Origin of the sequence: Burkholderia sp. 22313 (assembly GCF_052045245.1) — a bacterium.
In the GTDB taxonomy this organism is placed as follows: domain Bacteria; phylum Pseudomonadota; class Gammaproteobacteria; order Burkholderiales; family Burkholderiaceae; genus Burkholderia.
In genome coordinates, this window is the sequence record NZ_JBQEON010000014.1 from 75,090 (window position 1) to 98,347 (window position 23,258).

The 23,258-nt window shown below is 68.5% G+C and carries 20 protein-coding genes; 10 read left to right on the top strand and 10 right to left on the bottom strand.

The genetic code is table 11. The features are described 5' to 3' along the window. Positions 1-103 precede the first annotated feature (103 nt). The gene (locus tag ACTJKF_RS13965; protein ID WP_440624112.1) at positions 104-1,741 is read right to left on the bottom strand and encodes a tetratricopeptide repeat protein; all 1,638 of its coding nucleotides are present in this window, start codon (positions 1,739-1,741) and stop codon (positions 104-106) included. 344 nt (positions 1,742-2,085) lie between these two features. Between ACTJKF_RS13965 and glyQ the strand changes: the two genes are divergently transcribed. From glyQ to ACTJKF_RS13990, 5 genes are read left to right on the top strand one after another with little or no spacing between them, the layout of a single operon-like run. After that, the gene (gene glyQ / locus ACTJKF_RS13970) at positions 2,086-3,090 is read left to right on the top strand and encodes a glycine--tRNA ligase subunit alpha (protein WP_080681364.1); all 1,005 of its coding nucleotides are present in this window, start codon (positions 2,086-2,088) and stop codon (positions 3,088-3,090) included. A 22-nt stretch (positions 3,091-3,112) separates the two neighbouring features. After that, positions 3,113-5,212 (top strand): glycine--tRNA ligase subunit beta, encoded by a 2,100-nt coding sequence (gene glyS / locus ACTJKF_RS13975; RefSeq protein ID WP_440624113.1) that lies wholly within the window; start codon positions 3,113-3,115, stop codon positions 5,210-5,212. Positions 5,213-5,222: 10 nt separating this feature from the next. Then, a complete protein-coding gene (gene gmhB / locus ACTJKF_RS13980) occupies positions 5,223-5,786 on the top strand; it encodes a D-glycero-beta-D-manno-heptose 1,7-bisphosphate 7-phosphatase (protein WP_440624114.1) in 564 nt (187 codons plus the stop codon). A gap of 43 nt (positions 5,787-5,829) precedes the next feature. Then, a complete protein-coding gene (locus ACTJKF_RS13985) occupies positions 5,830-6,594 on the top strand; it encodes a lysophospholipid acyltransferase family protein (RefSeq protein ID WP_440624115.1) in 765 nt (254 codons plus the stop codon). Positions 6,595-6,640: 46 nt separating this feature from the next. Beyond that, positions 6,641-7,552 (top strand): M48 family metallopeptidase, encoded by a 912-nt coding sequence (locus ACTJKF_RS13990; RefSeq protein WP_440624116.1) that lies wholly within the window; start codon positions 6,641-6,643, stop codon positions 7,550-7,552. Positions 7,553-7,660: 108 nt separating this feature from the next. Here the strand turns inward: ACTJKF_RS13990 and gloA are convergent, their stop codons facing one another. Then, positions 7,661-8,050 (bottom strand): lactoylglutathione lyase, encoded by a 390-nt coding sequence (gene gloA / locus ACTJKF_RS13995; RefSeq protein WP_440624117.1) that lies wholly within the window; start codon positions 8,048-8,050, stop codon positions 7,661-7,663. A 347-nt stretch (positions 8,051-8,397) separates the two neighbouring features. On the opposite strand from gloA, the gene ACTJKF_RS14000 reads away from it, so the two are divergent. Next, entirely contained in the window at positions 8,398-9,333 is a 936-nt protein-coding gene (locus ACTJKF_RS14000) for a DMT family transporter (RefSeq protein ID WP_440624118.1), read from the top strand. A 119-nt stretch (positions 9,334-9,452) separates the two neighbouring features. Here ACTJKF_RS14000 and rsmA read toward each other — a convergent pair whose 3' ends face one another. Genes rsmA through ACTJKF_RS14020 form a run of 4 tightly spaced genes read right to left on the bottom strand, consistent with a single transcriptional unit; the run spans position 9,453 to position 15,110 of the window. Further along, positions 9,453-10,283 (bottom strand): 16S rRNA (adenine(1518)-N(6)/adenine(1519)-N(6))-dimethyltransferase RsmA, encoded by an 831-nt coding sequence (gene rsmA / locus ACTJKF_RS14005; RefSeq protein ID WP_440624119.1) that lies wholly within the window; start codon positions 10,281-10,283, stop codon positions 9,453-9,455. A gap of 55 nt (positions 10,284-10,338) precedes the next feature. Next, positions 10,339-11,328 carry a 4-hydroxythreonine-4-phosphate dehydrogenase PdxA gene (gene pdxA, locus ACTJKF_RS14010; protein WP_440624120.1) on the bottom strand — a complete coding sequence of 330 codons (990 nt, stop codon included), beginning with the start codon at positions 11,326-11,328 and terminating at the stop codon, positions 10,339-10,341. Positions 11,329-11,339: 11 nt separating this feature from the next. Then, positions 11,340-12,698: a peptidylprolyl isomerase gene (locus ACTJKF_RS14015; protein ID WP_440624121.1), complete on the bottom strand. Its 1,359-nt coding sequence runs from the start codon at positions 12,696-12,698 to the stop codon at positions 11,340-11,342. A 51-nt stretch (positions 12,699-12,749) separates the two neighbouring features. Continuing rightward, positions 12,750-15,110 (bottom strand): LPS-assembly protein LptD, encoded by a 2,361-nt coding sequence (locus ACTJKF_RS14020; protein WP_440624122.1) that lies wholly within the window; start codon positions 15,108-15,110, stop codon positions 12,750-12,752. Positions 15,111-15,333: 223 nt separating this feature from the next. Between ACTJKF_RS14020 and ACTJKF_RS14025 the strand changes: the two genes are divergently transcribed. Next, complete coding sequence (locus ACTJKF_RS14025; RefSeq protein WP_440624123.1) at positions 15,334-16,383, top strand: aminoglycoside phosphotransferase family protein; 1,050 nt, start codon at positions 15,334-15,336, stop codon at positions 16,381-16,383. A gap of 31 nt (positions 16,384-16,414) precedes the next feature. Next, the gene (murU, locus tag ACTJKF_RS14030) at positions 16,415-17,137 is read left to right on the top strand and encodes an N-acetylmuramate alpha-1-phosphate uridylyltransferase MurU (protein WP_440624124.1); all 723 of its coding nucleotides are present in this window, start codon (positions 16,415-16,417) and stop codon (positions 17,135-17,137) included. A 45-nt stretch (positions 17,138-17,182) separates the two neighbouring features. Here murU and ACTJKF_RS14035 read toward each other — a convergent pair whose 3' ends face one another. Beyond that, positions 17,183-19,054, bottom strand: a complete 1,872-nt coding sequence (locus tag ACTJKF_RS14035; protein ID WP_440624125.1) for an ABCB family ABC transporter ATP-binding protein/permease — start codon at positions 19,052-19,054, stop codon at positions 17,183-17,185. Positions 19,055-19,229: 175 nt separating this feature from the next. Here ACTJKF_RS14035 and ACTJKF_RS14040 point away from each other — a divergent pair, with 175 nt between their 5' ends. After that, entirely contained in the window at positions 19,230-19,625 is a 396-nt protein-coding gene (locus ACTJKF_RS14040) for an acyl-CoA thioesterase (RefSeq protein WP_440624126.1), read from the top strand. Between the two features lie 49 nt (positions 19,626-19,674). Here ACTJKF_RS14040 and ACTJKF_RS14045 read toward each other — a convergent pair whose 3' ends face one another. Then, positions 19,675-20,157, bottom strand: coding sequence for a nitrate reductase associated protein (locus ACTJKF_RS14045; protein ID WP_440624127.1), 483 nt, complete (start codon positions 20,155-20,157; stop codon positions 19,675-19,677). A gap of 120 nt (positions 20,158-20,277) precedes the next feature. Between ACTJKF_RS14045 and fdhD the strand changes: the two genes are divergently transcribed. Then, entirely contained in the window at positions 20,278-21,138 is an 861-nt protein-coding gene (fdhD, locus tag ACTJKF_RS14050) for a formate dehydrogenase accessory sulfurtransferase FdhD (protein ID WP_440624128.1), read from the top strand. Positions 21,139-21,193: 55 nt separating this feature from the next. On the opposite strand, the gene ACTJKF_RS14055 is transcribed toward fdhD, so the two are convergent. Next, on the bottom strand, positions 21,194-21,961 hold the full coding sequence (locus tag ACTJKF_RS14055) for an enoyl-CoA hydratase (RefSeq protein ID WP_440624129.1): 768 nt from the start codon (positions 21,959-21,961) through the stop codon (positions 21,194-21,196). A 90-nt stretch (positions 21,962-22,051) separates the two neighbouring features. Then, entirely contained in the window at positions 22,052-23,251 is a 1,200-nt protein-coding gene (locus ACTJKF_RS14060; RefSeq protein ID WP_048026145.1) for an acetyl-CoA C-acyltransferase, read from the bottom strand. Positions 23,252-23,258: the final 7 nt, after the last annotated feature.

The following is a 23,258-nucleotide window of genomic DNA, read 5'->3' on the forward strand; positions in this document are numbered from 1 at the left end:
GGTTCCGGCATGCGGGCCTCGCCGCATGCCGGCATTCGCTCCATGACGCACAGTGTTCGTGACACGCGGGCAAGCCGGCGTGCATGAAGCCACGTCGCGCCGCTCAGGCGGGGCGCTGCGTCCGGGCGGCCAGGTCGCGCAGATCCCGCCCGAGCGCTTCCATCACCGGCGCCCATGCGCCGAACGTCGGCTGCCGATAGAGCGTGGCGGTCGGATACCACGGGCTGTCCGTGCGTTCGAGCAGCCACGGCCAGTGCGGATTCACATCGAGCAGCACCCATGTGCGCGCACCGAGCGCGCCCGCCAGGTGCGCGACCGAGGTGCACACCGTGATCACCAGATCCAGCGCGCCGATGAACGCGGCCGTATCGTCGAAACTCGTCAGCTCGGCGGTGAAGTCTTCGATCGCGAAACCGGCCGCGCGCGCGGCGGCGACATCCGCGTCCGCGCCCGGCTGCAGCGAATAAAACGCGACGCCGTCGATGCCGCGCAACGCTTTGGCGTAGCGCTCGAGCCCCACGCGCCGGAACGGATTGCGCTGATGCCCCGCGCTGCCCGTCCACACGAGCCCGACCTTCAGCCGGCCGTCGCCCGCGAGCCGCGTGCGCCACGCGTCGCGCGCCTGGCGATCGGCGTGCAGGTACGGCACCGACGCGCCAAGCGTCGACGTCTCCATCCCGAGCATCAGCGGCAGGCCGATCAACGGCACTTCGTAGTCGAACCCAGGCAGTTCGTCGACGCCGCCGCCCGCGCTGAACCCGTCCGCGTGTGCGCCGAGGCTGCGCTGCATCAGCGCGCCCACCTGCGGAAACGTGTTCCACGCAAGCCGGCCGCCCTCGCGGTGCACGCGCTCGGCGAGCGGTGCGACGAAGCGCGCGAACTGCAGCACGTCGCCGAGCCCCTGCTCGCCCCAGACGAGCAGCGTCTTGCCCGCGAGCGGCTCGCCCTGCCAGCGCGGGCCCGGCAGTACCGGGCGGCGGCCGCGCAATTCGCCGGCGCCATCCCAGCGCGCCTCGTGGCCGCGCCAGCCGTCCGCATGGTTGCCGCGCACGAGCTGGATGATCGCGAGGTTGAAGCGGAACGACGCGTCGTCGGGCGCCAGCGCGCACGCGCGCGCCGCGTAGCGCTCGGCGTCGTCCCAGCGCTGCGCCTCCTTCATCGCCATCGCGATGTTGTTCAGCGCGAGCGCATTGTCGGGCGCGATCTCCGCGAGCCGCGCCGCACAGGCGAGCGCGCCGTCGAGGTCCTGCGTCGCGAGCCGCGCGACGACCAGGTTGATCCATGCCTGCACGTCGTGCGGATCGGCCTCCACGGCCGTCTCCAGCAACGCGATTTCTTCGTGGCGAGCGCCGCCCGACAGACGCAGCGCGATCGCGAGGTTGTTGCGCAGCGACGGCCAGCCCGGATCGAGCGCATGGGCGGCGCGGTACGGCGCGATCGCGTCGGCGTGGCGGCCGAGCATCTGCAGCACGTAACCATGATTGAAACGGGCAGCCGCGCCCGGATGAACGCGCGCCGCGCATTCGGCCAGCGCGAGCGCGTCGGCCGTGCGCTGCCGCGCGACGAGCGCCGCGGTGAGTTGCGCGAGCGCGGCCATGTCGACGGCGTGCAGATGGCCGGCGGCGGCGAGCCAGAGCGCATGGGCGTCGTGCTCGCCGCGCGCGCGCGCATCGGCGGCCTGCCCGAGCAGCGCGAGCAGCGGCGGCATCAGCGGAATGAGGAGGTCGTTCGAATCGTCCATGCGGTCCGGAGTCGGCAATCGGTGGCGCGGCACGCGTCGCGCGCACCGCAATGTGCGCATCTTAACGCCCGCGCAAGGCGGCGCGGCACGCGAGTCGACCACCGCATCGCGCGCATCGGCACCTCGCGCACTGGTGGCGTGTCGACGCCTCAACCGCGGCGCACGGGCCGCCGAAACCCCACCGACGCCCCCCTTCAACCGCGTTCCGGCCGCATCCGGTCGCCGATCCGGTAAAATTACGCGTTTCAGCACACTAACAAGCCGCGCCGCCGCGCGAGCCGACCTTCCGGGCACCGCCACGGAGCGTCGCCCGCAACGGAGCGCCAGCGCCACGAAGGCTCTTCATGCTTACGTTTCAGCAAATCATCCTGACGCTGCAGTCCTACTGGGACAAGCAGGGTTGCGCTCTGCTCCAGCCGATCGACATGGAAGTCGGCGCGGGCACGTCGCACGTCCACACCTTCCTGCGCGCGGTCGGCCCCGAGCCGTGGCGCGCCGCGTACGTGCAGCCGTCGCGCCGCCCGAAGGACGGCCGCTACGGCGAAAACCCGAACCGCCTGCAGCACTACTACCAATACCAGGTCGTGCTCAAGCCGGCGCCGGAAAACATCCTCGACCTGTACCTCGGCTCGCTGGCAGCGCTCGGCTTCGACCTGAAGCAGAACGACGTGCGCTTCGTCGAGGACGACTGGGAAAACCCGACGCTCGGCGCATGGGGCCTCGGCTGGGAAGTGTGGCTGAACGGGATGGAAGTCACGCAGTTCACGTATTTCCAGGAAGTCGGCGGCCTCGAATGCAAGCCGGTGCTCGGCGAGATCACGTACGGCCTCGAGCGCCTCGCGATGTACCTGCAGAAGGTCGAGAACGTGTACGACCTGGTGTGGACCGAGTGGGAGGAGCAAGGCCCGAACGGCCCCGAGCTGCGCCGCCTGTCGTACGGCGACGTCTACCACCAGAACGAGGTCGAGCAGTCGACCTACAACTTCGAGCACGCGAACGTCGACCTGCTGTTCACGTTCTTCAACAGCTACGAAGCGGAAGCGAAGAAGATGATCGACGCGCAGCTCGCGCTGCCCGCGTACGAGCTCGTGCTGAAAGCCGGCCACACGTTCAACCTGCTCGACGCGCGCGGCGCGATCTCGGTGACGGAACGTGCGGCGTACATCGGCCGCATCCGTGCGCTGTCGCGTCTCGTTGCGCAGGCTTACTACGACTCGCGCGAGAAGCTCGGCTTCCCGATGCTCGGCAACCCGCCGGGCGTGCCGGGCCTCACCACCGACGCCCAGGACGCCGCGCAGCCGGCATGGGCGCCGCCGCTCAAGGTCGAACGCAAGATCGATCAGGACTGACGAGACGAGATTTATTCCAGACATGACGCACAATCATCCCGCCCCCCTGCTCGTCGAACTGCTGACCGAAGAGCTGCCGCCGAAGGCCCTCGCGCGCCTCGGCGACGCATTCGCCGAAGGTCTCGCGCAACGCCTCGCGGCGCGCGACCTCGTCGAAGGCGAACTCGTATTCGAACGCTACGCGACGCCGCGCCGCCTCGCGGTCGTCGTGCAGAACGTGCGCGCCGTCGCACCGGAAAAGCAGGTCCGCGAAAAGGTCCTGCCCGTATCGGTCGCGCTCGACGCCGAAGGCAACCCGACCGCCCCGCTCGCGAAGAAGCTCGCGGCGCTCGGCCACCCGAACCTGACGATCGCCGATCTCGAGCGCGCGCAGGACGGCAAGGCCGAAGCGTTCTTCGTCAACTACTCGGCGGCCGGCGCCACGCTCGCCGACGGGCTGCAGGCCGCGCTCGACGAAGCGCTCGCGAAGCTGCCGATCCCGAAGTTCATGACCTACCAGCGCCCGGACGGCTCCGACGTGAAGTTCGTGCGTCCGGTACACCGCCTGACCGTGCTGCACGACGATCGCATCGTGCCCGTCACCGCGTTCGGTATCGATGCAGGCGACACCACGCTCGGCCATCGCTTCCTCTCCGACGGCCTCGTCGCGATCCAGCATGCGCGCGCGTATGCCGACACGCTGCGCGACAAGGGCCGTGTGATCGCGCATTTCGCCGATCGCCGCGAAACGATTCGCACGCAACTGAACGAACTCGCGAACGGCGACACGGTCGTGATGCCCGACGCGCTGCTCGACGAAGTGACGTCGCTGGTCGAATGGCCGGTCGTCTATCCGTGCCGCTTCGAGGACGAATTCCTGCAGGTTCCGCAGGAATGCCTGATCCTCACGATGCAGACGAACCAGAAGTACTTCGCGCTGACCGACGTCGGCGGCAAGCTGCGCTCGCGCTTCCTGATCGTGTCGAACATCGAGACGAAGACGCCCGGCGAGATCATCGAAGGCAACGAGCGCGTCGTGCGCCCGCGCCTCGCCGACGCGAAATTCTTCTTCGAGCAGGACAAGAAGAAGCCGCTCGCCGACCGCGTGCCGCTGCTCGCGAACGTCGTCTATCACAACAAGCTCGGTTCGGCGCTCGCACGCGTCGAGCGGCTCGAAGCGCTGGCCGGCGAGATCGCGCCCGCGATCGGCGCCGACGCCGCGCACGCGAAGCGCGCCGCGCGCCTCGCGAAGGCCGACCTGCTGACCGACATGGTCGGCGAGTTCCCGGAGCTGCAGGGCACGATGGGCACGTACTACGCGCGCCACGACGGCGAACCCGACGACGTCGCGCTCGCGTGCGCGGAGCACTACCAGCCGCGCTTCTCCGGCGACGCGCTGCCGACCACGCCCGTCTCCACCGCCGTCGCGCTGGCCGACAAGCTCGAGACGATCGTCGGCATCTGGGGCATCGGCCTCGCGCCGACCGGCGAGAAGGATCCGTTCGCGCTGCGCCGCCACGCGCTCGGCGTGCTGCGCCTCTTGCTCGAGAAGCAGCTGCCGCTCGATCTCGTGTCGCTGCTGCGCACGGCCCATGCACGCTTCGAAGGCGTGCCGGCTGTCGCCGAATCGACCGATGCGATCTTCGCGTTCTTCATGGATCGCCTGCGCGGCCTGCTGCGCGAACGCGGCTATACGGCCGGCGAAGTCGACGCGGTGCTGAGCCTGAACCCGACGCGCGTCGACGATCTCGTCGCGCGCCTCGACGCGGTGCGCGAATTCACGCGCCTCGCGGAAGCCGAAGCGCTCGCGGCCGCGAACAAGCGGATCTCGAACATCCTGAAGAAGTCGGAAGGTGGCACGAACGGCGCGGTGCAGCCGACGCTGCTCGTCGAAGCCGCCGAAAAGGCGCTGCACGAACAGCTCGCGGCCGTGACGCCGCACGTGCAGTCGCAGCTCGAGGCGCGTGCGTACACGGGCGCGCTGTCGGCGCTCGCCGCGCTGCGCGCACCGGTCGACACGTTCTTCAACGACGTGATGGTCAACGCCGAGGATCCCGCGCTGCGTGCGAACCGTCTCGCGCTGCTGGCCGCGCTGCATCAGCAGATGAATTGCGTCGCCGACATCTCGAAGCTCGCCGCATAAAGGCCGCACGATGCCGATCAGCCCCAACCGCAAGCTCGTCGTCCTCGACCGGGACGGCGTGATCAACGTCGATTCGGACGCGTTCATCAAGACGCCTGACGAGTGGATCGCGCTGCCCGGCAGCCTCGAGGCGATCGCCCGGCTCAATCACGCGGGCTATCGCGTGGTCGTCGCGACCAACCAGTCCGGCATCGGCCGCGGGCTGTTCGACATGGCCGCGCTCAATGCGATGCATCTGAAGATGCATCGCGCGGCGGCCGCGGTCGGCGCGCGCATCGACGCGGTGTTCTTCTGCCCGCATACGGCGGAAGATCACTGCGACTGCCGCAAGCCGAAGCCCGGCATGATGCAGATGATCGCCGAGCGCTTCGAGATCGATCCCGATCACACGCCGGTCGTCGGCGACGCGCTGCGCGACCTGCAGGCCGGCGTCGCGGTCGGCTTTCAGCCGCATCTGGTGCTGACCGGCAAGGGCAAGAAGGCGCTCGCGGCCGGCAACCTGCCGGACGGCACGAAGGTCCACGACGACCTGCGCGCGTTCGCGCTCGACTTCCTTTCACACGAACACGAGTGATGCGGCCGCCGCGCGCATCCTCCCTACTGTCAGACCCACGCCGATGCGCTTCGTCCGCTCCCTGCTGCTGCTGATTTACTTCATCGTCTACACGGTGCCGTACGCCACCGCGTGCTTCATCGCGTTTCCGTTCATGCGTCCCGACGCGCGCTACTGGATGGCGGCCGGCTGGTGCAAGTCGACGCTGTGGGTCGTGCGCTGGCTGAACGGCATCCGCTACCGGATCGAAGGGATGGAAAACCTGCCCGACGGCCCGGCCGTGCTGCTGTCGAAGCACCAGTCCGCCTGGGAGACGCTCGCGTTTCCGGCGCTGATGCCGAAGCCGCTTTGCTACGTATTCAAGCGCGAGCTGCTGTACGTGCCGTTCTTCGGCTGGGCGCTCGGCATGCTGCACATGGTCAACATCAACCGCAAGGAAGGCAAGAATGCCTTCGTGTCGGTGATCCGCCAGGGCAAGAAGCGCCTGTCGGAAGGCGCGTGGATGATCATGTTCCCGGAAGGCACGCGCACGCCGGTCGGCAAGCAGGGCAAGTACAAGACGGGCGGCGCGCGCTTCGCGATCGAATCCGGTGCGCCGGTCGTGCCGATCGCGCACAATGCAGGTCATGTGTGGCCGCGCAATTCGTTCACGAAATTCCCGGGTGTCGTCACCGTGTCGATCGGCAAGCCGATTCCGGTCGAAGGCAAGACGCCCGACGTATTGAACTCGCAAGTCGAGGCATGGATCGAAGCGGAAATGCGCCGCATCGATCCCGATGCATATCGCCAGCCGGGCAATGCCGGCACGCGCGATGCCGCGCGCGTCTGAAGCACCCGGATTGCAGCCGTTGCGTACGACGAAACGAAGCGAACTGATGAAAAAGCGTCCGCGGCCACGGCCTGCCGTCGTGGCCCTCGATCATCGCCAGATGGATCTGCCGCTCTTCGACGGGCCGGCCGCGGCCTCGCCCGCACCGGCGGCCCCCGCCGCGCCGCCGGCGCCGCCTGAAGCCGCCGCGGCTCCCGCAGCACCCACGACACCGCTCGACCCGGGCCGCGCGCCCGATCGCTCGCGCGTGCGCACGTTCGCCCTCGACAGCCGCGTGCTCGAGTATCGGCTGAAACGCTCGGCACGCCGCACGATCGGCTTCACGATCGACGGCAGCGGGCTGTCGATCACCGCGCCGCGCTGGGTCACGCTCGCCGACATCGAAGCGGCGATCGCCGAAAAGCAGCGCTGGATCTTCGCGAAGCTCACGGAGTGGAAGACCCGCACCGAGCAGCGTGCGCTACCGCAGATCGACTGGCGCGACGGCGCGCAACTCCCCTATCTCGGCAAGACGATCACGATCGCGCTCGGCGCGGGCGCCGTCGCGTTCGACGCCGATGCGCTGCGGCTGTCGCTGCCGCTGCCCGCGCAGGCGGACATGCAGCAGATCAAGGATCGCGTGCAGGGCTGGTTGCAGGGCGAAGCGAAGCGGATCTTCGGCGAACGCCTCGCGGTCTACGCGGAACGGCTCGGCGTCACGTATTCGATGGTTGCGCTGTCGTCGGCGGCGACGCGCTGGGGCAGTTGCTCGAGCGACGGCAAGATCCGGCTGAACTGGCGGCTGATCCATTTCCCGATGTCCATCATCGACTACGTCGTCGCGCACGAGCTGTCGCACCTGCGCGAAATGAACCATAGCCCGGCGTTCTGGCAGACCGTCGAATCGATCTTCCCGGAATTCCGCGAAGCGCGGCACACGCTCAAGCACCACCCGCCCGAGCTGCTGCCGTCGCTTTGACGCGATCAGTCGTGCCGACCATGCAAACGGGCGATGCGGATCACTCCGCATCGCCCGTTTTGCTTGCCCGCGACGCACGGCGTGCGCCGCGATGCGTTCAGCCCGCGCTCAGTGCGCCGCCTTCTGAATGAACTCGATCTTGTAGCCGTCCGGATCCTCGACGAACGCGATCACGGTCGTGCCGTGCTTCATCGGGCCCGCTTCGCGGGTCACCTTGCCGCCTTGCGCCTTGATCTTCTCGCAGGCCGCGTAGGCATCCTCGACCGCCACCGCCAGATGGCCGAAGCCGTTGCCGAGATCGTAGGACGGTGTATCCCAGTTATGGGTCAGCTCGATCACGGTGCCGGTGCTTTCCGCTTCATAGCCGACGAACGCGAGCGTGAACTTGCCTTCCGGATAATCCTCGCGACGCAGCAGCTTCATGCCGAGCAATTCGGTGTAGAACTTGATCGAGCGGTCGAGATCGCCGACTCGCAGCATTGTATGCAGCAAACGCATGGTGGTACTCCTGTGGGGACTTTCCAGAACCGGAAATTCTACCGGAGTCGGGTGAATCTCGCCGTCGGCGCCCGGTTCGCCGGCGGCCGACAGCAAGCCGCTGCGCGACCGGGCCGGCGCCCTGCGCCAGTGGCCGCCGCCACGCCCGACCGCCCCGGCGAGTCTGCCGATCGGGTAACATCCTCCCATTTCGCACCAAAAGCGGGCATCCGCCCGCCGCCGGAACGCGACCACCACCGTCACTCAACCACACCGCCTGCCGTGCGAAACCGCCGATTCGAGCGTGCCGTCCGCCCGCTGCCGTCCCTGTTCCTGCCCGCCTCCCACCACGTCGGCGAGGTCCGCCGATGACCACGCTCGCCGGGTCGCCCGTGCGCCGTGCGCTCGACACCCGCGCCATCGGCGTGATGCTCCTGCTATGCGCGATCTGGGGCTTCCAGCAGGTCGCGATCAAGAGCACCAACGCGGCGATCCCGCCGATGTTCCAGGCCGGACTGCGCTCGGTGATCGCCGCGCTCCTGCTGTGGGGCTGGGCCCGCTCGCGCGGCACGCCGCTGTTCCGCGCGGACGGCACGCTCGGCGCCGGCATCGCGGCCGGCGCGCTGTTCGCCGGCGAGTTCATCTGCGTGTTCTTCGGGCTGACGCTGACGAGCGCATCGCACATGGCGATCTTCCTGTACACGGCACCGTGCTTCACCGCGCTCGGCCTGCACCTGTTCGCCCCCGGCGAGCGGCTGCAGCGCGCTCAGTGGACCGGTGTCGGCCTCGCGTTCGCCGGCATCGCGCTCGCGTTCGCGGACGGCTTCCTGAAGCCGCGTGCACCCGGCGCGTCGGCGCTCGCGGGGCTCGCCGGCGACGCGCTCGGGATCCTCGGCGGGGCGATGTGGGCCGCGACGACGGTCGTCGTGCGCTCGACGTCGCTCGCGCGGGCCAGCGCAAGCAAGACGCTGTTCTACCAGCTCGCGGTGTCGGCGGTCGTGCTGGTCGCGCTCGCGGCACTGCTCGGCCAGATGTCGTTCGCACGGGTCACGCCGATCGCGCTCGCGAGCCTCGCCTACCAGTCGGTGATCGTCGCGTTCGTCAGCTATCTGTCGTGGTTCTGGCTGCTGACGCGCTACAGCGCGTCGCGGCTGTCCGTGTTCACGTTCCTGTCGCCGCTGTTCGGCGTCGCGTTCGGCGTGCTGTTGCTCGGCGAATCGGTCGGCTGGCGCTTCATGTCGGCAGCGGCGCTGGTGCTGACCGGCATCGCGCTCGTCAACGCACCGCCGCGCCGGCGCGCGTAACGCTGCCCGGCCGCGCGCTTTCCCGAAGCCGGGCGCGCAATAAAAAAGCTGCCCGCTCAGGGGCAGCCTCGTGAATCTCGCGCCGGCGCGCGCCGGGCGCGCCGCGCCATTGCGTGCCGCTACTCCGCGGCGTTGCGCACCTTCGCCAACGCCTGCGCGACGCCGACGTATTCGGCCACGCCCACATCCTCCGCGCGCCGCGCGAGATCGAAGCCGAGCCCGTCGAAATCGATCGTCTCGCGATAGTCGCCGAGCGTATTGCGCAGCATCTTGCGGCGCTGCGAGAACGCGGCCGTGACCACTTCGCCGAGCAGCACGGGATCGACGTCCGGCAGTTCGTGCGGCTCGTACGGAATCATCCGGACGATCGCCGAATCGACCTTCGGCGGCGGCTGGAACGATTCCGGCGGCACGTCGAGCATCTTTTCCATCACGTAGCGGTACTGCAGCATCACCGACAGCCGCGAGAACGCCTTCGTGCCCGGCTCCGCGACCATCCGTTCGACGACCTCGTTCTGCAACATGAAATGCTGGTCAATGACCGCGTCGGCGACCGTCATCAGGTGGAACAGCAGCGGACTGGAAATGTTGTACGGCAGGTTGCCGACGATCCGCAGCGACGGCTTGTCGCCCGGTGCCGCGAGCGAGCGGAAGTCGAACGCGAGCGCATCGCCCGCGTGCAGCTCGAGCAGCGCGCCGAAGCGCTGCTGCAGCCGCCCGATCAGGTCGCGGTCGAGCTCGACCGCGTGCAGCGGCGACTCGGGCGTCGCGACGCGCGCGATCAGCGGCTCGGTCAGCGCACCGAGACCGGGGCCGATCTCGACCATCCGCTGGCCGCGCGCGGGACCGATCGTCGCGACGATCGAGTCGATCACGCCGTGATCGACGAGGAAGTTCTGCCCGAAGCGCTTGCGCGCGAAGTGGCCTTGATGCTGTCTGCTGTTCGACATCGAGTGAGAAAAACGAAAAATACGACGAATAAGGTCAGGCCTGGGCCTGTGTGCGTCAGGACGCGCGGCGATGGCGCGCCATCGTGACGGCCGTGTCGAGCGCGGCGGCCATGCTGCCCGGATCCGCGCGGCCCGTGCCGGCCAGATCCAGCGCGGTGCCGTGATCGACCGACGTGCGGATGATCGGCAGCCCGAGCGTGACGTTGATGCCCTCGCCGAAGGTCGCATACTTCAGCACGGGCAAGCCCTGATCGTGGAACATCGCGAGCACGCAATCGGCGCCTTCGAGATGGCGCGGCTGGAACAGCGTGTCGGCCGGGTACGGGCCGCGCGCGTCGATGCCCTGCGCTTGTGCTCGCGCGAGCGCCGGCGAGATCACGTCGATCTCCTCGCGCCCGAGATAGCCGTTCTCGCCCGCGTGCGGGTTCAGTCCCGTCACGAGGATGCGGGGCACCGCGAGACCGAAGTCGCGCCGCAGGTCGCGATCGATGATCGCGAGCGTCTCGACGAGCCCGTCGATCGTCAGTGCGGCCGACACGTCCTTCAGCGGCAGGTGCGTGGTCGCGAGCGCGACGCGCAGCGGCCGTTCGCCCGTGCCGGCCAGCATCATCACGACGCGCGGCGTGTGCGTGCGTTCCGCGAGGTATTCGGTATGGCCGGTGAACGGCACGCCGGCATCGTTGATCGTGCTCTTCTGCAGCGGTGCGGTGACGATCGCGTCATAGCGGCCCGCCACCGCGCCATCGATCGCGGCATCGAGCAGCCCGAGCACGTAGCGGCCGTTGGCCGCGTCGAGCCGGCCCGCCTGCGTGGGCACGGCGAGCGGATGATGCTCGACCGACACCGGCCCGCCGCCGGCGAGCACCGCACGGCCGGCACCGACGGCCGCCGCGCGTGCGTCGAGCAGCGCGGCGTCGCCGAGCACGGTGAAGTGCGCGCCGGGCCAGCGCCGCGCGGCATCCTGCAATGCCTGCACGGTCAGCTCCGGGCCAACCCCCGCGGGTTCGCCCGTCGTGATCGCGATCTGCAGCGCGGATGCCGTCATGTGAAGCTCGCTCAGTCCGCCGGGCCGGCGCCGCCGATCTTGTACTGCACGTACGACGAATCGCGCAGTTCGCGCAGCCAGTCGGCATATGCCTGCTCGGCCTTGCGCTGGCCGATCGCCTGGCGCGCGATATCCATCTGCTGCTGCACCGAGCCTTCCGCCTCGCGGCGCTCGACCACCTGGATCAGGTGATAGCCGTACTCGGTACGAATCGGCTGGCTGATCTGGCCGGCCTGCAGGTTGTTCATCGCGCGCTCGAATTCCGGCACGGTCTCACCCGGGCTGATCCAGCCGAGATCGCCGCCCTGCGACGCCGAGCCGTCCTGCGAGTAGGTACGCGCGAACTTCTCGAAATCGCCGCCGGCCTCGACCTGCTTGCGGATGTCCAGCAGCTGCTGGCGCGCCTGGCCTTCCGACTTGCCTTCGCCCACGCGCAACAGGATGTGGCGCACGTGCGTCTGGACGATCTTCGGTGCCGCGGCGCTCGTGCCCTGGCTCTGGCGGCGGTCGACGAGACGCACGATCTCGAAGCCGTCCGGCACGCGGATCAGCGTCGGATTGACCTGGCCCGGGCGCAGCTTCGATGCGGCGTCGACGACGTCGGCCGGCAGCGCGCCCGGTGCCTTGAAGCCGAGGTCGCCGCCCTTCTTCGCGTCGTTCGCTTCCGAATTGTTCTTCGTGAGCTTCTCGAAATCGGCGCCCGACGTGGCCTGCTGCAGCAGTGCGTCGGCCTTCTTCTGCGCGGCTTCGATCTCGGCCTGCGGCGCATTGGTCGGTGCCTTGATGAAGATGTGCTGGAAGCGCAGGTCCTGCTGCTGCGACGCGTTCGGGCCGCGCTGGCTCGCGATGTAGTTCGCGACCTCGGCGTCCGACACGGTGATCTTGCCGTCGACCTCGCGCTCGCGCAGCTTCGACAGCATCAGCTCGGTACGGGCGTCGCTCGTGAACACGCTCCAGGGCACGCCCTGCGCGACGATCCGCGCGCGATACTGGTCGAGCGTCATCCCGTTCGCCTGCGCGAGGCGCTGCAGCGTGGACTGCACGGTCGCGTCGTCGACGCGGATCCCGTCGTCCTTCGCCTTCTGCACCTGGATGCGTTCGAGCACCATCTGGTTCAGCACTTGCGCGCGGAGCTGGTCGACCGGCGGTACGGGTGCGTTCTGCTGCTGCAGCCGGCGCGAGATCAGGCCGACGCGCTGGTCGAGTTCGCGGCCGGTGATCACGTCGTTGTTGACGACCGCGACGACTTCGTCGGCGAGCTGCGCGCCTTGCGAACCGAGCGCCTGCGCCGCGGCCGGCGCAGCGGCGAGCAGCGCGGCGGACGCGGCGAGGCTGGACACGACTGCCGCGAAACGAAGGGTTTTCTTCATTGCCACTGATACTCCATTGAAATCGTGCTGACCGGTGCGGACGAGCCGGCGTTATTCGTAGTTGCTGAAGCGGGACATCGGCGGCGGCGCGGACGGCAGCGCCGTGTAGCCCGGCACCCCGGCGCGGAACGCGGCCACGAGGCCGTTGTCGACGCTCGACAAGCCCTTGAGCGTCAGCTGCATCATGAATCGCGTCGACGAGTTCTGCTGTCCCGACGAATTCACGCCGTTCGCGAACCGCTGGACCCCGACTCCCAGCGCCCAGCAATCCGCGTCGTATTGTAAGCCGAGCAGACCGTCGACGATCCGGTCGGCGGCCAGGTCGTAGTTGAAGCGGCCGACCGCGTACAAGCGGCGCGTGAGCGGCCACTGCGCGGACACCAGGAACTGGTTGATCGGCTGGTTGTCGAGCGTCGTGTTCGAGCGCGTATAGCGATAGCCGACGTTGATCACGCGGCGCTCGCCCGGGCTGAAACCGAAACCGATGCTCGACTTCACGAGCTGGTTGTTGTTCTGGTTGTACTGGAACGCCGTCTCCGACATGAAACCGGAGCCGAGCTTCAGCGCGGCGCCGGCGATCAGGTCGGAATGGCGCGCCAGCACCGCGCTCTGGCCCGCGTTCAGCGTGACGCGCTGGTCGGCGAAGTAGTACTGCTGCGCGATCACGAAGCGCGCGCGTTCGTCGCCGGTGCGCGGATCGATGAAGCGCGACGTCAGGCCGGCCGTGATCCGGTTTGCGTCCGCGATCCGGTCGTTGCCGACGAACGTGTTCGGCTGGTAGATCTCCGCGAGGCCGAAGTCCGATTCCGCGGTGTCGAACAGCGGCGCGTTCGACTGGTCGCGATACGGCGTGTACACGTAGTACAGGCGCGGCTCGAGGGTCTGGATGAAGTCCTGGCCGAACAGGTGCACCGAGCGGTCGAAGATCAGGCCGGAGTCGAAGCTCACGGTCGGAATCGACTCGGTGAAGCGCTTCGGGCTGTTCGGCGTGCTCGACGACAGGTAGTTCAGGTCGTACGACGCGAAGTGGTACTGGACTTTCGGCACCGCGAAGTAGCCGGGGCCATACACGCCGTACGCGATGTACGGGTTGAAGACGATCCGGTCGCCTTCGGTCGCATCGCCGGTCGTGATGCGGAACCGCGAATAATCGGCTTCCGCGCCGAAGTCGAAACCGCCGACGTTGTACTTCGTGTACTTCACGTTCAACTGCGGCTCGCGGCTGTACGGCGCGATCGACGGCGGCAGCGTCTGCCAGTGCTGGTAGCGCGCGAGCACCGACCACGGGCCGTTGTTGTACGTGAGGCCGGCTTCCTGCTGGTACAGCGTCTGCGTCCCGTTGATGAACTCGTTCATCGACCCAAGGTCTTCGGGATACGTGTTGTCCGAGACCTTGTTGAAGTAGACGTAGCCGCCGAAACCGCCGCCGAAGTTCTGCTGGTGCTGCCAGTAGATCGCGTAGCGGTCGCGGTGCGCGAGCCGGTCGTCCGGCAGGTAATTGGCCGTAAACGTGCCCGAATACGACGGCGACAGGTAGCGGAACGACGCTTCCGTCTGCACGCCGCGCCGCGCGAGGATACGCGGCGTGATCGTCAGGTCGCGGTTCGGCGCGATGTTGAAGTAGTACGGCAGCGACAGCTCGAACCCGTTGTTCGAGCTCATCGAGAACGTCGGCGGCAGCAGGCCGCTGCGCCGCTCGCCCGACAGCGGGAACGTCATCCACGGGCTCGCGAAGATCGGCACGCCCTGGAAGAACAGCACGCCGTTGCGCGCGGTGCCTTCGTCGGCGCCCGTATCGAAGTCGAAGCGGCTGCCCTTGATGTACCACGCGGGGTTCGTCGAGCACTGGCACGCGGTGTAGGTGCCGTTGACGAACACCGAGCGCTCGCTGTCGAGCAGGTCGACGCGCTCCGCGCTGCCGGACCCGCCCGTCACGTTGAAGTGGTACTTCGGCGCCGTCATGAAGCCCTGGTTCGCCTCGATCTTCAGATGCGCCTCGGGGCCCGCGAACGACGTACCGTTGTTGATCACCCTGACCTGGCCGTACGCATCGGCCATGTCGGTATCCTGATCGTAGTGGATCGCGTCGGCCTTCACGACCGCATCGCCGCGACGCAGCTCGGCCGAGCCTTTCGCGGCCAGGTCCTGCTCGGCGGTGCCGCTCGTGTGGTCGGCAATCACGAAGGCGGCCGGCTTCGCGCCGTCCTTCAGCGGATGATCCTCGAGCTGCGGTGCGAGCCGCAGGTCCCACGGCGAGTCGAGCGGCTGCGGCTGCGCGGCCGCGCCCGACAGCTGCGCGTACGACACGGCCGGCACGAGGCCGGGCACGGCCAGGAGCGCGAGCGCGAGCCGCCGTTTGCGCGGCGCCCCGTCACCGGGGAAGACATTCGGGAATAGCGGTTTGGGCGGCATCTATCGTTTGGCGAATCGCCCCTTGTCAACCGCACCGGCATGGCACATTCGCGCGCGGCGGGCCGCGCCGTCGCACCGCGACTGCGGCTGAGCGCAAACCGGGGAGGCGATCGGGCGGGCGGCGCGACAGGCGGCGGGCCTGCACGGCGGAAGCTGACGCGGGGCGCGTCAAAAAAGTCGTGGGGTATTATATGGCAAGACGTTCCCCCCTCCCCCGAGTTTCATGACGCCCCCATCCGCCGCATCCCAGCCCGACGCCCGCCTCGAAGCACTCGCCGCGTGGCTGCACCCGCTCGCCGAGCGCTACGCCCTCGACCTGTCGACCCTCGCGCCCGCGTCGTCGGACGCCAGTTTCCGCCGCTATTTCCGTGTCGCGTCGGCCACGAGCCCCGGCGGCTCGCTGGTCGCGGTCGACGCGCCGCCGCCCGAGAAGTGCCGCGAATTCGTCCAGGTCGCGGCGTTGCTCGCCGCGGCCGGTGACCACGTGCCGGACGTACTGGCCCACGATTTCGACGCGGGCTTCATGCTCGTGACGGACCTCGGCCGCACGCCGTACATCTCGGTGCTCGATCCGGCCGACCCGGTCGCCGCAAAGCCGCTGATGCGCGACGCGCTCGACGCGCTGATCCGCTTCCAGCTGAGCTCGAAGCCGGACGTGCTGCCGCCGTTCGACGAGGCGTTCCTGCGCCGCGAGATGGAGCTGCTGCCCGAATGGTATGTCGGCCGGCACCTCGGCAAGCCCGTCACCGATGCGATGCGCGGCACGCTCGACCGCACCTTCGCGCTGCTGGTCGCGAGCGCCCACGCGCAGCCGCAGGGCTTCATGCTGCGCGATTTCATGCCGCGCAACCTGATGGTCTGCGAGCCGAACCCCGGCGTGCTCGACTTCCAGGACGCCGTGTACGGGCCGCTGACGTACGACGTCGTGTCGCTGTTGCGCGACGCGTTCATCAGCTGGGACGAGGCGTTCGAACTCGACTGCTTCGCATACTACTGGGAAAAGGCGAAGAAGGCCGGCCTGCCGGTCGACCCGGATTTCGGCGAGTTCTACCGCCAGCTCGAATGGATGGGGCTGCAGCGCCACATCAAGATCCTCGGCCTGTTCGCGCGGATCAACTACCGCGATGGCAAGCCGCACTACCTGAACGACCTGCCGCGCTTCCTGACCTACGCGCGCAAGGTCGCGCTGCGCTACCGCCCGCTCGTGCCGTTCGCGAAGCTGCTCGACGAGCTCGAGGGCAAGGGCGCGGCCGACGTCGGCTATACGTTCTGACCGCCTTCACCGCCCTCACCTTCAGCCGAACATGAGCACTCCCCTGACCACGGCGATGATCTTCGCCGCCGGCCGCGGCGAACGGATGCGCCCGCTGACCGACACCCGCCCGAAACCGCTGCTCGAAGCCGGCGGCAAGCCGCTGATCGTCTGGCAGATCGAGGCGCTCGCCCGCGCGGGCGTCGAGACGATCGTGATCAACCATGCGTGGCTCGGCGAGCAGCTCGAGGCGACGCTCGGCGACGGTTCCCGCTGGGACGTGCGGCTCGCGTATTCGGCCGAAGGCGACGCGCTGGAAACCGCCGGCGGCATCGCGCAAGCGCTGCCGCTGCTCGAGCGCGACGGCCGGCCGACGGTGTTCGTCGCGGTCGCGGGCGACGTGTACTGCGCATTCGACTACCGCAGCCTTGCCGCCCGCGCCGCGCAGATGGCCCCGCTCGACGCGCCCGCGATGCATCTCGTGATGGTGCCGAACCCGCCGTTCCATCCGGCCGGCGATTTCGTGCTGCGCGACGACGGCCGGCTGGCACTCGCCGGCACGCCGCGCGTCACGTTCGGCAGCATCGGCGTGTACGACACGCGGATGTTCCGCGACATCGTGCCCGGCACGCACCGCGCGCTGTCGCCGTACTTCAAGGCAACCATCGAAGCCGGCCGCGCGAGCGGCGAATTGTATGAAGGTATCTGGGAGAACGTCGGCACGCCCGCGCAACTCGGCGAGCTCGACGCGCGGCTGCGCGCCGCCGCGGGCTGATCGTTTCCCCGCCGAGCGCCGCGCCACCCGGCGCGGCATCCTCGCTCACGCGGCCTCGGCCGCTTCCCCGCCCGCCGCCGCGCGCTGCTGCTGCAGCGCCCACATCTGCGCATACAGCCCGTCCGCGCGCACCAGCTCGTCGTGCGTGCCGCGCTCGACGATGCGCCCGTGGTCCATCACCAGAATCTGCTGCGCATGCACGACCGTCGACAGCCGGTGCGCGATCACGAGCGTCGTGCGGTGCCGCGCGATCTGGTCGAGCTCGTGCTGGATCGCGCGCTCCGAGCGCGAATCGAGCGCCGACGTCGCCTCGTCGAACAGCAGCACCGGCGGATCCTTCAGCAGCGTGCGCGCGATCGCGACGCGCTGCTTCTCGCCGCCCGACAGCTTCAGCCCGCGCTCGCCGACCGGCGTGTCATAACCCTTCGGCAAGCTCTCGATGAAGTCGTGGATATGCGCCGCGCGCGCGGCCGCGATCACTTCGTCGCGGCTCGCGGTCGGCCGGCCGTACGCGATGTTGTAATAGATCGAGTCGTTGAACAGCACGGTATCCTGCGGCACGATCCCGATCGACGCGCGCAGCGAGTCCTGCGTGACGTCGCGAATGTCCTGGCCGTCGATCCGGATCGCGCCGCCCGCCTGCCGGTCGAGATCGTAGAAGCGGAACAGCAGCCGCGACAGCGTCGACTTGCCGGAGCCGCTGTGACCGACCACCGCGGTCGTCGTGCCCGCCTCGATCGTGAAGGTCACGTCGTGCAGGATCTGCCGCGACGCCTCGTACGAGAAATTCACGTGCTCGAAGCGCACCTGCGCGCCGGCCACCGCGAGCGGCCGCGCGTCGGGCGCGTCCGCGACTTCCTTCGCGGACGACAGCAGCCCGAACATCCGGTCCATGTCGGTCAGGCTCTGCTTCAGTTCGCGATAGACGACGCCGAGAAAATTCAGCGGAATGTACAGCTGCAGCATGAACGTGTTGATCAGCACGAGATCGCCGAGCGTGAGCTTGCCGGCCAGCACGCCCTGCGTCGCACGCCACAGGATGAACACGAGGCCGGTGCCGATGATCGCCTGCTGGCCGAAGTTCAGCACCGACAGCGAATTCTGCGAGCGGATCGCGGCCTTGCGGTAGCGCTTCAGATTCTCGTCGTAGCGCTGCGCCTCCCACTCCTCGTTGCCGAAGTACTTCACCGTCTCGTAGTTGATCAGCGAATCGATCGCCCGCGAGTTCGCGCGCGAATCGAGCTCGTTCATCGTGCGGCGAAAGTGCGTGCGCCAGTTGGTGACTTTCACGGTGAACACGATGTACGTGACGAGCGCCGCGAACGTCACGTACGCGTAGTACGCCTCGTACTTGACCACGAAGAAGCCGAGCACGAGGCCGACCTCGACGAGCGTCGGCAGGATGCTGTACAGCGAATAGGAAATCAGCTGCTGGATGCCGCGCGTACCGCGCTCGATGTCGCGCGACATGCCGCCCGTCTGTCGCTCGAGATGGAAGCGCAGCGACAGCCCGTGCAGATGCCGGAACACCTGCAGCGCAAGCTGGCGCACCGCGCTCTCGGTGACCTTCGAGAACAGGATCTCGCGCAGTTCGGTGAACAGCGACATCGACAGCCGCACCAGCGCATACGCGACGACCAGCAGGCCGACGCCGCCCGCGAGCACGATACCCGCCGACTGCTCGGCGCGGCCGAGCGCGGTGAGCTGCTGCACGGCGGACAGGTGATCGACGATGCGCTTCATCACGACCGGCACGCCGAGGTTGGCGACCTTCGCGCCGATCAGGCAGCCGAGCGCGAGCGCCACGCGCAGTTTGTAGGTGGCGAGGTACGGCAGCAGCGACCGGATGGTCTGCCAGTCGTTGCGGGGCCCGGTCGGAGCCGGCGCGGGCTCGCCGGAAGCGGAATATCGGCGCATGGGGGAAGGGATCGGCGGCGCTGCCGGACGCGTGCTGCGGCGGCCGGCTCGCCCGCTTTCTCGTACAATTTGCGAACGTTGTATTGTCGCAGAAGCCGCTACGCGCCGCTGCCGGCGGCCTCGCCGGCCGGCCTGCGCGCGGCGGCGCATTTATTACAGGATGAAAGCCCCCGCCATGACCGATTCGACCCTCGAACTCCCGCAGAAACAGCCCGCCTTGCGCGTCGTCCCGCAACCGCACGACGCGAACGTCCATGGCGACGTGTTCGGTGGCTGGATCATGTCGCAGGTCGACATCGCCGGCTCGATCCCCGCGAGCCAGCGCGCGAACGGGCGGGTCGCGACGGTCGCGGTCAATTCGTTCGTGTTCAAGCAGCCGGTGTTCGTCGGCGACCTGCTGAGCTTCTACGCCACCATCACGCGCACCGGCAACACGTCGGTGACGGTCGACGTCGAGGTATACGCGCAGCGCATGCGGCTGATCGGCGAAATCGTCAAGGTTACCGAAGCGACGCTCACCTACGTCGCGACCGGCCCGGACCGCAAGCCGCGGCAACTGCCGTCGCTGTAACGCGCACGCGCCGTGCTGCAGCGCGGCACGCGGCGCTCCCTGGGGCCCGTCAGTGCGTGGCCGTCAGCCCGAACTCCCGCATCGCGGGCAGGAAGTCGTGATTGAGCTTCGGCTTGCGCGACAGCTTCATCAGCACGTAGCGCTGGAACGGCGCGAGCCGCTGCCACTGCGCGAGCGCGGGCGCCGGCAGCCCGGCCAGCGCGCTCTGCTGCACGAGCGCGTCCGGCACCGTGTCGGTCGCGCGCCAGGTCGGCTGGTCGTCCGGCTGGAACCACGACGGTTCGAGGTCGGCATGCGTGCGCAGCATCTCGAACAGCGCGTGATCGAAGTTGGGCTCGATCGCGGTGTCGTCGTCGGCCGGGAAGCGCGCAAGCAGCCTGCGGTCCTCGAGCGGCAGCAGCTGCCACTGCTCGAGCGAAATCCGCAGACCGAAACGGTCGAGATTGAAACGCACGATCATCGGGATGTACGTGAGGTTTTCCGACGAATCGTGTTCGAAATCGAATAGCAGCGGAGCGTCGCTGAGTCCCATGGTCGTTACCTGAGTGGCGGATGCCGGCGCGGCCGGCCTGCCTGGGGTATTTTAGAACCTCTACGCGCGAGCGGCGCACACGATCGTCGCCGCGGCTGCTTCGAATCAACGGGAGTGCTCGTGAATCCGACCGAAACCGATCAACTGCGCGACCCATTGCGCAACCCGCTGCATGACGAACCGCGCGGCGCGATCGAGCTGTCCGTGCGCCGCACGCGCGGCGGCGCCGTCGAAACCGCGCACGACTACGTCGGCCAGGAATGGCCGGTCGCACTGGTGTTCAACGGCATCTCCCATGCCGTGATGATGTGCACGCCGCGCGATCTCGAGGCGTTCGCGGTCGGCTTCGCGATCTCGGAAGGCATCGTCGCGCGCGGCAGCGACATCAAGGACATCGAGGTGATCCTGCATGCCGACGCGCCGCTGCCGCACGCCGAGGTGCATCTGGACGTCGTCCAGCAGGCGTTCGCCGCGCTGAAGGACCGGCGCCGCGCGCTCGCGGGCCGCACCGGCTGCGGCGTGTGCGGGATCGAAAGCATCGACCTGCTCGACCTCGCGCCGGAACGCGTACCCGATACCGGTTTTCTCGCGCGCCTCGCGCCCGACGCGCTCGCGCGCGCGGCGCACGCGCTGCCGGCCCATCAGGCACTCACCCGGCTCACCGGCGGCCTGCACGCGGCCGCGTGGTGCGACGCAACAGGCGCGATCCGGATGGCGTTCGAGGATGTCGGCCGCCACAACGCGCTGGACAAGCTGATCGGCTCGCTCGTGCTGTCGCGCGCCGACGCGACCGACGGCTTCGTGTTCCTGTCGAGCCGCGCGAGCTACGAGCTCGTGCGCAAGTCGGCGCGCGTCGGCATCCCGATGGTCGCGACGATCTCCGCGCCGTCGTCGCTCGCGATCGAGATCGCGAAGGCGGCCGGCTTGCGACTGGTCAGCTTCTGCCGCGAAACCGGCCACGTCGAATACGGCACGGCCTGACGCCAGCCGGCCGGGCGGGCGCGCCAACGCGCTCGCGCCGGCGCGGCTCGTCACGTCAGTCGAACTGGCGGAAATCCGGCTTGCGCTTCTCGAAGAACGCCGTCATCGCCTCGCGTGCTTCGGGCGCGCGCAGCATCGCCGAGAAGTGGCCGGCTTCCTCGGCCATGCGCTCGGAAACCGCCACGCCGCCCGTCTGCTTCAGCAATGCCTTCGTCACGCGCAGCGACGACGCCGGCAGCGCCGCGAGCTTCGCGGCCTGCTTCGCCGCGAATGCGTCGAGCTCGGCCGCCGGCAGCACGCGATTGACGATCCCGATCCGGTGCGCTTCCAGCGCGTCGAACGCTTCGCCGAGCAGCAGCTTTTCCGCGGCGACCTGATGGCCGGCCAGACGCGGCAGCAACACGCTCGATGCCGCTTCCGGGCACAGCCCGAGCTGCGCGAACGGTAGCGAGAACGTCGCGGTGTCGGCCGCGTACACGAGATCGCAGTGCAGCAGCATCGTCACGCCGACGCCGACCGCGATGCCCGGCACCGCGGCGACGATCGGCTTGGTCGCCTGGCTGATGCGCGCGAGGAACTGGAACACCGACGCGTTCTCGTCCTTCGGCGGCGTCTTCAGGAAATCCTCGAGATCGTTCCCCGCGCTGAAGTTGCCATCGCCGCCGCGCAGCAGGATCGCGCGGATCGCCTTGTCTTCCTGCGCCTCGGCGAGTGCATCGGCCATCGTCTGGTACATCGCCGCCGTCAGTGCGTTCTTCTTCGCCGGGCGCGCGATCGTGATCGTCATCACGCCGTCGGCGCGTTCCACTTGAATTTCGGCCACAACCGTCTCCTTTGACTTTCCTCTTCCGGAATGAAAAACGGTGCGCAAGCTCGTGGCTCGCGCACCGTGATCGCTACTGTCCCGCTTCGCTTACAGGCGTTCGATGATGCCCGCCGCACCCATGCCGGTGCCGACGCACATCGTGACCATGCCGTACTTCAGGTTGCGGCGGCGCAGGCCGTGCACGACGGTCGCCGCGCGGATCGCGCCGGTCGCGCCGAGCGGGTGGCCGAGTGCGATCGCGCCGCCCATCGGGTTGACCTTCGACGGGTCGAGGCCGAGATCGCGCATCACCGCCAGCGACTGCGCGGCGAATGCCTCGTTCAGCTCGATCCAGTCGAGATCGTCCTGCTTCAGGCCGGCAGCCTTCAGCGCGGCCGGAATCGCTTCCTTCGGGCCGATGCCCATGATCTCCGGCGGCACGCCGCGCACCGCGAAGCTCACGAAGCGCGCGAGCGGCGTCAGGTTGAACTCCTTGAGCACCTTCTCCGACACGACGAGCAGCGCGCCCGCGCCGTCCGACGTCTGCGAGCTGTTGCCGGCCGTGACCGAACCCTTGTTCGCGAACACCGTGCGCAGCTTCGCGAGGCCTTCGATCGACGTATCCGCACGCGGACCTTCGTCGAGCTTGATCTCGCGCGTCTTCACGTCGACCTCACCGGTCGCGAGGTTCGGGAAACGCTCGGTGATCGTGTACGCGGCGATCTCGTCGTTGAACTCGCCGGCCTGCTGCGCGGCCAGTGCCTTGCGGTGCGACTCGACCGAGAACGCGTCCTGGTCTTCGCGGCTCACCTTCCACTGCTCGGCGACACGCTCGGCCGTCAGGCCCATCCCGTACGCGATGCCGAAATCTTCGTTGCGATCGAAGATGTGCGGCGACATCGACGGCTTGTTGCCCATCATCGGCACCATGCTCATCGATTCGCAGCCACCCGCGAAGATCGCGTCCGATTCGCCGACGCGGATGCGGTCGGCCGCCATTGCCAGCGCCGTGATGCCCGACGCGCAGAAGCGGTTGACCGTCACGCCGCCGACCGTCTGCGGCAGGCCCGCGAGCAGCGCGCCCATCCGCGCGACGTTCAGGCCCTGCTCGGCTTCCGGAATCGCGCAGCCGATGATCGCGTCCTCGATCAGCTTCGTGTCGAAGCCCGGCACCTGCGCCACCGCCGACTTGATCGCGTGGACCAGCAGCTCGTCCGGGCGCGTGTTCTTGAAGACACCGCGCGGGGCCTTGCCGATCGGCGTGCGGCTGGCGGCGACGATGTATGCGTCTTGCAATTGTTTGCTCATTTGAGAC

Coding starts and splice junctions, on each gene's coding strand:
- ACTJKF_RS14000 (WP_440624118.1), top strand. CDS start 8,398: ATGACCACGCTCGCCGGGTCGCCCGTGCGCCGTGCGCTCGACACCCGC.
- ACTJKF_RS14020 (WP_440624122.1), bottom strand. CDS start 15,110: ATGCCGCCCAAACCGCTATTCCCGAATGTCTTCCCCGGTGACGGGGCG.
- ACTJKF_RS14045 (WP_440624127.1), bottom strand. CDS start 20,157: ATGGGACTCAGCGACGCTCCGCTGCTATTCGATTTCGAACACGATTCG.
- ACTJKF_RS13990 (WP_440624116.1), top strand. CDS start 6,641: ATGAAAAAGCGTCCGCGGCCACGGCCTGCCGTCGTGGCCCTCGATCAT.
- ACTJKF_RS14015 (WP_440624121.1), bottom strand. CDS start 12,698: ATGAAGAAAACCCTTCGTTTCGCGGCAGTCGTGTCCAGCCTCGCCGCG.
- ACTJKF_RS14060 (WP_048026145.1), bottom strand. CDS start 23,251: ATGAGCAAACAATTGCAAGACGCATACATCGTCGCCGCCAGCCGCACG.
- ACTJKF_RS14040 (WP_440624126.1), top strand. CDS start 19,230: ATGACCGATTCGACCCTCGAACTCCCGCAGAAACAGCCCGCCTTGCGC.
- ACTJKF_RS13965 (WP_440624112.1), bottom strand. CDS start 1,741: ATGGACGATTCGAACGACCTCCTCATTCCGCTGATGCCGCCGCTGCTC.
- gmhB (WP_440624114.1), top strand. CDS start 5,223: ATGCCGATCAGCCCCAACCGCAAGCTCGTCGTCCTCGACCGGGACGGC.
- ACTJKF_RS14035 (WP_440624125.1), bottom strand. CDS start 19,054: ATGCGCCGATATTCCGCTTCCGGCGAGCCCGCGCCGGCTCCGACCGGG.
- ACTJKF_RS14025 (WP_440624123.1), top strand. CDS start 15,334: ATGACGCCCCCATCCGCCGCATCCCAGCCCGACGCCCGCCTCGAAGCA.
- murU (WP_440624124.1), top strand. CDS start 16,415: ATGAGCACTCCCCTGACCACGGCGATGATCTTCGCCGCCGGCCGCGGC.
- glyQ (WP_080681364.1), top strand. CDS start 2,086: ATGCTTACGTTTCAGCAAATCATCCTGACGCTGCAGTCCTACTGGGAC.
- rsmA (WP_440624119.1), bottom strand. CDS start 10,283: ATGTCGAACAGCAGACAGCATCAAGGCCACTTCGCGCGCAAGCGCTTC.
- gloA (WP_440624117.1), bottom strand. CDS start 8,050: ATGCGTTTGCTGCATACAATGCTGCGAGTCGGCGATCTCGACCGCTCG.
- ACTJKF_RS13985 (WP_440624115.1), top strand. CDS start 5,830: ATGCGCTTCGTCCGCTCCCTGCTGCTGCTGATTTACTTCATCGTCTAC.
- pdxA (WP_440624120.1), bottom strand. CDS start 11,328: ATGACGGCATCCGCGCTGCAGATCGCGATCACGACGGGCGAACCCGCG.
- glyS (WP_440624113.1), top strand. CDS start 3,113: ATGACGCACAATCATCCCGCCCCCCTGCTCGTCGAACTGCTGACCGAA.